Annotated in this window: 7 protein-coding genes; 1 reads left to right on the top strand and 6 read right to left on the bottom strand. The window is 47.2% G+C overall.

The window, feature by feature from the left end:
* Positions 1-73: 73 nt before the first annotated feature.
* The 5 genes from LAY57_RS09005 to LAY57_RS08985 form a co-directional block, all read right to left on the bottom strand.
* The gene (locus LAY57_RS09005; protein ID WP_249066068.1) at positions 74-346 is read right to left on the bottom strand and encodes a hypothetical protein; all 273 of its coding nucleotides are present in this window, start codon (positions 344-346) and stop codon (positions 74-76) included.
* A complete protein-coding gene (locus LAY57_RS09000; RefSeq protein WP_249066067.1) occupies positions 336-536 on the bottom strand; it encodes a hypothetical protein in 201 nt (66 codons plus the stop codon). Before LAY57_RS09000 ends, LAY57_RS09005 begins: the two co-directional genes overlap by 11 nt.
* Before the next feature lie 23 nt (positions 537-559).
* Complete coding sequence (gene ilvB, locus LAY57_RS08995; protein WP_249066076.1) at positions 560-2,380, bottom strand: biosynthetic-type acetolactate synthase large subunit; 1,821 nt, start codon at positions 2,378-2,380, stop codon at positions 560-562.
* Positions 2,381-2,579: 199 nt separating this feature from the next.
* The gene (locus LAY57_RS08990; protein ID WP_249066066.1) at positions 2,580-3,875 is read right to left on the bottom strand and encodes an MFS transporter; all 1,296 of its coding nucleotides are present in this window, start codon (positions 3,873-3,875) and stop codon (positions 2,580-2,582) included.
* Between the two features lie 107 nt (positions 3,876-3,982).
* Entirely contained in the window at positions 3,983-4,585 is a 603-nt protein-coding gene (locus LAY57_RS08985; RefSeq protein ID WP_338022382.1) for a hypothetical protein, read from the bottom strand.
* A gap of 188 nt (positions 4,586-4,773) precedes the next feature.
* Between LAY57_RS08985 and LAY57_RS08980 the strand changes: the two genes are divergently transcribed.
* The gene (locus tag LAY57_RS08980) at positions 4,774-5,931 is read left to right on the top strand and encodes a ferrochelatase (protein WP_249066074.1); all 1,158 of its coding nucleotides are present in this window, start codon (positions 4,774-4,776) and stop codon (positions 5,929-5,931) included.
* A 164-nt stretch (positions 5,932-6,095) separates the two neighbouring features.
* Here the strand turns inward: LAY57_RS08980 and LAY57_RS08975 are convergent, their stop codons facing one another.
* The gene (locus LAY57_RS08975) at positions 6,096-7,103 is read right to left on the bottom strand and encodes a choice-of-anchor A family protein (RefSeq protein ID WP_249066065.1); all 1,008 of its coding nucleotides are present in this window, start codon (positions 7,101-7,103) and stop codon (positions 6,096-6,098) included.
* Positions 7,104-7,242: the final 139 nt, after the last annotated feature.

Below are 7,242 nucleotides of genomic sequence, written 5' to 3'. Positions count from 1 at the left end.
GACCTTATTATCAGCGAGGTCGAAGAGCCGAAAAGCTTATTCAGTCTACTTTTGAGCTATAGTTGTCGCCCCTTCAGGAAGCGCTGACAAAGTTACCTAACCATTTTCCCTGATTATCTGGATTGAGTTGGTTAAGTGCATCTGCCAACAATTCTGGCCAAGTGGGTGCTGTTGCTAGTTTTTCAATATCAGCTTGACTAATATTATTAATACCTCGACTTTGCAACAGCATTTCACCACAGGCAGAACCGCAAGAGCGAATACTTTGCTGTTGTACAATGGCGGGGTCAGTAACTTCATCAATAACTCTCCAATTACCACCCGCACCAGAAAGTTTAGGGTGCATCTTGTTTAACTTCAGATTTCACTTCTTTTTTTTGCGAAGGCGAATCATCAGGTAATTTCCAACTTTCACCCAGATGGTAAGCATATCCATCCTTAACTTGAAATCCAGAAAGTTGTCTCCCCAAAGCAAAAAACTCTTGTCTTTCTTGCTCTGTCAAATAAAGAGACGCAAATATTTGCGTCTCTTCCACTCAATCAATTAACCGCGATCGATCTACAACTTCGTGCCGCATTCAGGACAGAAATTGTTGCTACCCACATTTTTAGCACCGCAATTGCTACAGTAAAGTAACTCTGTAGGTTCCAGTTTGCTACGTTGTGGCAACCCAATCATTTGTGCATTGCTCTTACCGGGTGCAACCATCGGGTAACAGTTTTCATCCCGTTTCACACGCACATCCATCAACACGGGGCCATTGTGCGCTAGCATTTCGGCAACGGCATTCTTCAACTCATCCCGACTGCTAACCACCATTCCCTTGATGCCATAAGCATCCGCTAGCTTCACAAAATCCGGCATCCCAACTTCCATATTGGATGAGGAGTAGCGATCCTGATAGAAAGCTTGCTGCCACTGGCGCACCATTCCCTGCCAACCATTATTCACAATCACGGTCTTGACATTTATGCCATACTGTGATAGTGTACCCAGTTCCTGAATATTCATTTGGATACTGGCATCACCAGCAACGCAAATCACCTCTTCATCTGGCAGCGCCATCTTGGCACCCATTGCTGCTGGCATCCCATAACCCATAGTGCCTAGCCCAGCACTGGAAATCCAGCGACGCGGCCCGGTTTTGAGGAATTGCGCTGACCACATTTGGTGCTGACCCACATCCGTGGTGTAATAAGCATTAGGCGCTTGTCGCCCTAACTCCACAATCACCTCTTGGGGTGATAGCACATCGGGATATTGAGGTGCGACTAAAGGATAATCTTCGCGCCAGCGATCGATCTTCTCCAACCACTCCTTCGTTTGATGTGGATTCCCACAAACTCCCGTTTCGTGACATCGACGCAGCATATCAATTAGCACCTGACGCACATCGCCCACAATCGGCACTTCCGGCGATCGGTTTTTGCCAACTTCAGCCGGGTCAATATCAATGTGGATCACCTTAGCGCGGGAAGCAAACTCATCCAACTTGCCAGTCACCCGGTCATCAAAACGGGCACCAACCGCAATCAGCAAATCGCACTCGCTCACGGCAAAGTTAGCATAAGCCGTGCCGTGCATCCCCAACATCCCCAAAGCTAGCGGGTGGTTTTCATCAAAAGTACCCTTACCCATTAGTGTTGTCGTCACCGGAATCTGGAAACGTTCTGCCAATTCCAGAATTTCCGTATGGGCCCCAGATGCGATCGCACCGCCTCCCACATATAGCAAAGGTCGCCGCGCTTCCCGAATCAAATGCACCGCTTGGCTAGTCTGACGAGGATTGCCCTTCACCGTCGGACGATATCCCGATATCTTTACCGAACCGGGATCTACCGGCAGATAATCAAATTCTTCTAAACCCACATCTTTGGGAACATCTATTAAAACAGGCCCCGGACGCCCCGTACTGGCAATGTGGAAAGCTTCCGCCACTATCCGCGCCATATCTCTGGGGTCGCGCACCACATAAGAGTGCTTAACGATCGGCAGCGTAATTCCATATATATCCGTTTCCTGAAAAGCATCAGTCCCAATAGCGGCACGACTCACTTGCCCGGTAACGATCACCATTGGAATCGAGTCCATGTGAGCCGTAGCAATGCCCGTTACCAGGTTAGTCGCTCCGGGGCCAGAAGTAGCAAAGCAAACCCCCACCTGACCAGTAGCGCGGGCATAGCCATCTGCTGCGTGGGCGGCTCCTTGCTCGTGTCTGACCAGGATATGCTTTATGCCACCAGCAGCTTCTGCTCGGTACAGCTCGTCATAGAGTGGCAGAATCGCACCGCCGGGATAGCCAAAAATATGCTTGACGCCGTGGCGTTTCAGACTGTCAATTAAGGCGAAACCACCAGTTGCACGCCTGACAGTTTGTATGGGTGAAGAAACTTCACCACTATTACTAGATTCTCTTGGAGACAGGGTTTGGGAAGACACGGAGAGGGCACCTCCAAATTGGGTAAGTCTAATGGATTTAGAAATTGTATTTAATACTACTTTAGTATTTCGTATCACAATTCAATTGTGATACGAATTCAGATAAAGAAAAATTGAGCTATGCGTGTTTGTAATATAGCTAAATCACATCTTGCAATACGTCGCGGGTATTGCGCCACGCCCAGACACCAGATGCGCTCACTACTATGCTCATACCCAAGAGGACAACCCGCAAACCGGCGTCATCCGAACCCAGGGCGTTGCCAACCGCATCGGTGAGCGGCCCTGCGATCGCTAGTGGTAGACTCAGGGCAATATTTACGGCATTATTCTCAAAACCAAACACCGTACCGCGCATATGTTCAGGTGTTTGTCTTTGAATAAGCGTTTGCATAGGTACACCGATAAAAGAAGCTCCCACACCCAAAAACACGCTAAGCCCCAACCCCAGCCATGTTTTGGTAGTAAAGGTAAACATAGCTAAAACAAAGCTCATCATTAAAAAGCCGATCAAAGGTAAAGGCTTATTGTGCAGGCGATCGCCCCAAGCTCCTAAAATACCAGCACCGAAAACCATCCCCACCCCAGCTGCACCCAACAGAAAGCTAAATTCACCAGGCTCCTTAAGACCGATTTCCTGTGCCAGTTGGATCGCCAACACCGTTAAAGCCGCAAACACTGAGTACAGAATCGTCAACTGTACCATCGCGTTACTCACCAAACGGTTTTGCTTCAGATAGCGCAAACCCGCCTTCAAGTCGCTCAAGGGATGGATAGCAATTTTTTTATCGATAATCCTCCTAGTTTCTTTGGTTCGCATGAAGCGAATGATCAATGCTGAGAGCAAGTATAACCCGCCCACCAAAATCTCTGGCCCATACCCTCCCCACCACCGACTGGCTAAGTTCAACAAGGGACTGCCAATAATCATGCCCACAATCAAAGCGCCCATCGTTGATGCTGCGAACATAGCATTAGCGGACATTAATTCCTCGTCCTTTACCACCAGCGGAATTGCTGCCTGCTCTGCTGGGGCAAAAAATTGCGTGACTGTTGAGATTAGAAACGTAATCGACAATAAGATAAAAAAGCGATCGTGTATCAACGCCAGCGCTATAATTAGTAGCTCTCGAATCACATTGCTAGCGATCATCGTTTGCTTTTTGGAGAAGCGGTCTACAAAAATCCCGGCAGCCGATCCAAACAGAATCGCTGGTAGGGTGAAGGCTACCATCGCAGCCGATCGCATCGAATTGGCGAAGCCTGATGTTGCTTCTGCTTGATATTCAGCTACCAGGGCAATCAGCAAAATAAAGAAAATTTTATCCGCTATTTGGGACACCACCTGCCCAATCCAAAGCGCCATAAATGGGCCATTTTTTAGTAGAGCCCGAAACCCGTTATTAGAAGCAATGGAAGGGTCAGTTGGAAACATAGGAAAAGTAATATAGCTAGGGACTAGGGGCTAGGGAAGAAGGGGAAGGGGGGAGAAGATTTTAGATTTCAGATAACAAAATTGAAATTAAATCTAAAATCTAAAATCTAAAATTCCCCTTCCGCTTCTTCCAGCTCTAACAGCATAGTCAAAAATTGGGCAGCAGTGAGGAGTCTTCGCTGTTCGGATTTCCCACATTTTGAGTTTACCCACCAGCCTTGAGTTGTTTGGGGCGATCGCCAAAGTTCCAAATGCGCCACTGGCGGCTCGGCATAGAAATTGTCCTCCCCACTTAAGGATAGAGCAGAACTCCAGTGGGTAAAGCGATCGTGACTCAGCCTATGGATGGGAAAGTTACCCCCCAAGGGTACACCCCAGCCATCTATAGCGATAAATGCTTTGACATTTCCTCTTAACGCTTGCCACGCCCAAGCCGCTCCAATGGCACCTACAACACCAGCACTAAAGCTAATAAACACCAACTGTGCGGGCGATTTGTCTCGATCGAGAGGATTTACACCGCAATCTGCCAAAAATTGCAATATGTGAAAGGCTGAGTATGCTGGATAGTCTTGGGCTGGGAAAATAAGTATATTTTCCGATTTACTACCATTTGTTAACTTATCCGACGCTGACCACCCCAATCCCTCCAGAAAGCTCTCCGTCAGTTCTGGCTCATGAATCCCAGGGCAAATAATCACGCTCATCATGCTCATCCAAAAATCAGCGGTTTAGAACGCCAATCTAAAATCTAAAAACTAAAATCCCATAATGCCCCCCCTGGGGATGTTAACCTATGAAAAAGGAGTGGCGCTTTGAGGGAATTTTAGCCTCAAGACAATGGGATGCCCCCGATCGCCACTCTGATGACGACATCACTCCCTTGGAGGAATGCAACGTGGTTGCCAGCCCTGAAAAAACCGAACAACAAGCTCCACCACAGTTCAGCCGCAAAGACCGAGTTGCCGTATTGCTGATGGGTTATGGCGAAGTGGAGAGTTACGAAGACTTCGCCAACTACAACGAACAAGCGCTGAATTTACTGACGGCGAAGTTTGCCCCTGTGCCAACCTGGATTTATCCGCCGCTAGCCAAAATTCTGGCGATGTTCGATCGCCACGAGTGGGGCCATCAGCACCACGACTTCATTTCACCCCACAATGCTATCTTTGAAAAGCAACGGGCTGGGATTGAAAAGTGTTTGGCAGAAAAATGGGGCTCTAGCATTCAAGTCTTCAAAGCCTTCAACTTCTGCGCTCCCTTCCTCCCCGAACAAGTCTTAACTGAAATCAAAGCCCAGGGATTTGACAAACTGCTAATTTATCCTCTGCTAGTTGTAGACTCTATCTTCACCAGTGGCATTGCCGTCGAGCAAGTAAACAAAGCCCTTACCAATTTAGTTGATGGCGATGAACATTGGGTAAAAGGTCAGCGCTACATCCCCTCTTTCTACAACGAACCTGCCTACATCGATTTAATGGCTCGTCTCGTAGAGGAAAAAATAGCCACAGAACTAGCCGAAGCTTACCTGCCATCTCAAATCGGCATCGTATTAATGAATCACGGTTGCCCGCACAAAGCCAAAGGATTTACCTCTGGCATTACCGAAAGTCAGGCACTTTACGACTTAGTACGCGACAAGCTCATTAACCGCTATCCACTCATTTCAGTAGGTTGGCTCAACCACGACACGCCGTTAATTGAATGGACGCAACCTGATGCCAAGCAAGCAGCTACCAACTTAATCGAACTGGGTGTTAAAGCTGTTGTGTTTATGCCCATCGGTTTTGCCACAGAAAATCACGAAACTCTGTTGGATGTAGACCACATCATTCATGCTTTAGAGAAGCAACATTCGGATGTGAACTACGTGCAAATGGCTTGCGTCAACGACCATGCCGATTTCTTAAAGATGGCAGCCGAGTGGGCGAATCCCCAAATTGAAGCTTTGTTATCAGAACAAGCATTAGCTGTTAATCTACATCTGGCGACGCATCATCACGGTCATCATCACCATGACGACCATCACCATGACGACCATCACCACCATCATTAAGGGATTTGATTAAATTCTGATATCCCAAAAATGTAAAAAATGGCCTGCTTAATTTCATCTGAATAAGCAGGTCATTTTGTGATTTTTTCATGCAGCGATGTAGGGTATGTTGCAACGCACGGTAGCGATAGAGCTGTTCCGTAAGTCCTCAAATCATCATAGACTTATGCTTTTATTTGCCTCCCTTTACGCCGAACCACACCTAATAATGAGCTAACTAAGCCTAAACCTAACAAAGTCGATGGTTCGGGAACTTTTGCAACTGTGCCTGACCCTGCGCCGCCACCTGTGTTACCGGCAGTAGTATCTCTGCTGGTGGAAGGCATATTAGGCAAAGCGCCATTAAATAGGTAGTTGTGAGACTCGCCGTTTCCTGTTACCGAACCTGCGATTACGTTACCGTTAATTTGACCGTTGTTAAAGTTAAGAGCAGCTAGAGGCGCGAGAATGCTACCTTCGATGCCGATACCGCTAACATCTAGGCTTGTAGCTTCATAGAAGTTGTAGAGAACGTTTTGTCTGCTGATGCCGCCGATATTGAAACCAAAGTTCTTCATCGACACATCTTTACCACTGACATTTACTACGACGGTCGAATCCTTGCCTGCATTGGCGATCTCGAAATAGTTTGTCTTTGATAAAGCTGCTCCTGAAAGATTAAATATATTTAGGGAGGAGCTGTTGCCTGAAAGGTTGATAGCGCCCCAAGCTTGAACTGTTGTGGTGGCTGTGGGAGTTAAACCTGCCAAATAGGAAGATAGCCCTTTGAGATAGTCTCCGGCAGCGTTGAAGTCAATCGGATTGCCCTTGCTTAGCGTACCGTTGGGAAAGCCTACTCCCGATACGTTAGCGGTGCCGCCATATACGACATTGCCGTGGTTAACTTGACCGTTATTCAGATTCAAGTTACCGCCAGTTACCAGTACGTTGCCGGTATTGGAACTGAGGTGAGATCCCACACCGAAGCCGCCTGTAAAAGTGGCATTACCGCCAACAGCCAGTTTACCCTCAACATCTGTACTCGTCTGGGTGAAATTTCCCAATGTGAAGACGTTGTAGTCAGAGGCTACTCCCAGACTGGCTGCATAAGCTTGTGTGGAAACTCCCAAGGCTAAGCTGGCTGCGATCGGAATTACTAGCTGCATTTGATAGAAAAATGTTTGGCGTTGCATAATATACCCATAAAATTTACCGACTAGATTTATTCTAGTTGGCCTACAAATATTTGAGAATAGCTAGCTGCTAAAGATCATCCAATCTTTATAAAACCGAACCGCTGGTAAATTTTATGCAAATTATTAGTCTTATTAG

Origin of the sequence: Argonema antarcticum A004/B2 (genome assembly GCF_023333585.1) — a bacterium.
Classification (GTDB): domain Bacteria; phylum Cyanobacteriota; class Cyanobacteriia; order Cyanobacteriales; family Aerosakkonemataceae; genus Argonema; species Argonema antarcticum.
The sequence above is the reverse complement of the archived record's forward strand: the minus strand, read 5'-3'. Positions and strand labels throughout refer to the sequence as shown.

Excerpts from the sequence above, each read along its gene's own strand:
- LAY57_RS09005 (WP_249066068.1), bottom strand. The coding sequence starts at position 346 with ATGCACCCTAAACTTTCTGGTGCGGGTGGTAATTGGAGAGTTATTGAT.
- LAY57_RS08990 (WP_249066066.1), bottom strand. The coding sequence starts at position 3,875 with ATGTTTCCAACTGACCCTTCCATTGCTTCTAATAACGGGTTTCGGGCT.
- LAY57_RS08985 (WP_338022382.1), bottom strand. The coding sequence starts at position 4,585 with ATGATGAGCGTGATTATTTGCCCTGGGATTCATGAGCCAGAACTGACG.
- LAY57_RS08975 (WP_249066065.1), bottom strand. The coding sequence starts at position 7,103 with ATGCAACGCCAAACATTTTTCTATCAAATGCAGCTAGTAATTCCGATC.